At 45.5% G+C, this 1207-nt stretch carries 3 protein-coding genes; all 3 read left to right on the top strand.

Features of this window, described 5'->3' with window-relative positions; all coding sequences use genetic code 11:
• Positions 1 to 320: CBS domain-containing protein (locus R7127_RS26515; protein ID WP_318148714.1), on the top strand; the 320-nt coding region annotated here is incomplete at its 5' end.
• Positions 321 to 462: 142 nt separating this feature from the next.
• On the top strand, positions 463 to 672 hold the full coding sequence (locus R7127_RS26510; RefSeq protein ID WP_011105727.1) for a hypothetical protein: 210 nt from the start codon (positions 463 to 465) through the stop codon (positions 670 to 672).
• A gap of 69 nt (positions 673 to 741) precedes the next feature.
• Positions 742 to 1207, top strand: a 466-nt coding sequence (gene yfcE, locus R7127_RS26505) for a phosphodiesterase (RefSeq protein WP_318148713.1), incomplete at its 3' end; no start/stop codon positions are given.

Genomic DNA, 1207 nt, shown 5'->3' with positions numbered 1-1207 from the left:
TTACTCTGGCAAAGAAATATCAAGTGAAAGCGCTGGTGGTCAAAAAGCGCGATGACAACGACGAATACGGCATTGTGTTAATGAATGATATTGCTAAGAAAGTGTTGGCAAATAACCGTGCCCCTCAGCGCACCAATATCTACGAAATCATGACTAAGCCTGCTTTGTGTGTCGATCCAGATATGAACGTCAAATACTGTGCTCGTCTGTTTGAGCGATTTGGGATCAGCCGCGCGCCCGTGATTGAAGATGGGGAAGTGATCGGCATGGTGAGTTACAACAATATCGTGATTAATGGCATGGTCAGAGAGGATGGCTAAACTGTGTAAGTAACATGCGTAATATTTTTCTCAAGTCAGCGACATGCGTCAATCTCTAAGATATTGATTATTAGTGATGTTGCATATATTTTCACAGGCGCTATTCTTTGTGCCCTAAGCATATAGTTGAGGAATTTAAATCATGCCTTTAGTCTCTTGCCCTGTGTGTGAGAAACAAATATCGAAACGTGCTCACACATGTCCAGGGTGTGGGGAACCGGACCCGTTACACCATTTAGCGAAGTCGAAGTTCATTTCGATGGTTTTTTGGACATTAGTTTTAGTCGGTGCCGGATATTTTGCTTGGTTCCATTTGCTACCAATGCTGATTGAGACTGTGCGTCATCAGTAATCGGGAAGTCGGTTGAGCATACGTCAGAATGCCGTAGAATAGCCTCATACATTTTGAGGAGACAACGTCGTGAAACTATTTTTTGCCTCAGACCTGCATGGCTCTTTGCCAGCAACCGAAGAAACCATCAAGTTATTCCTAGCATCAGGTGCAAAGCATTTGGTGCTGTTGGGTGACACGTTGAACCACGGACCACGCAACCCGATTCCGGAAGGGTATAACCCGCCCCAAGTGGCGGAGCTTCTCAACCAATACAGTCAGCAAATCATTTCCGTACGCGGTAACTGTGACAGCGAAGTAGATCAAATGCTGCTGAACTTCCCAATGATGATGGATTACGCGTGGGTATTGCTAGAGTCTGGTAAGCGAATCTTTCTGACGCATGGCCATTTGTACAACAGCGATAAAAGACCGCCTTTGCGAGAGGGTGACATCATCGCTCATGGTCATACGCATGTTCCCGTAGCCGAAATGAAAGAGGGTGTGATGATCTTTAACCCTGGTTCAATGACTTTCCCGCGTAATGGTTTACCAA

Source organism: Vibrio sp. 1159, from assembly GCF_033340395.1.
Classification (GTDB): Bacteria; Pseudomonadota; Gammaproteobacteria; order Enterobacterales; family Vibrionaceae; genus Vibrio; species Vibrio alginolyticus.
This window is presented reverse-complemented; position numbering and strand designations above follow the sequence as displayed.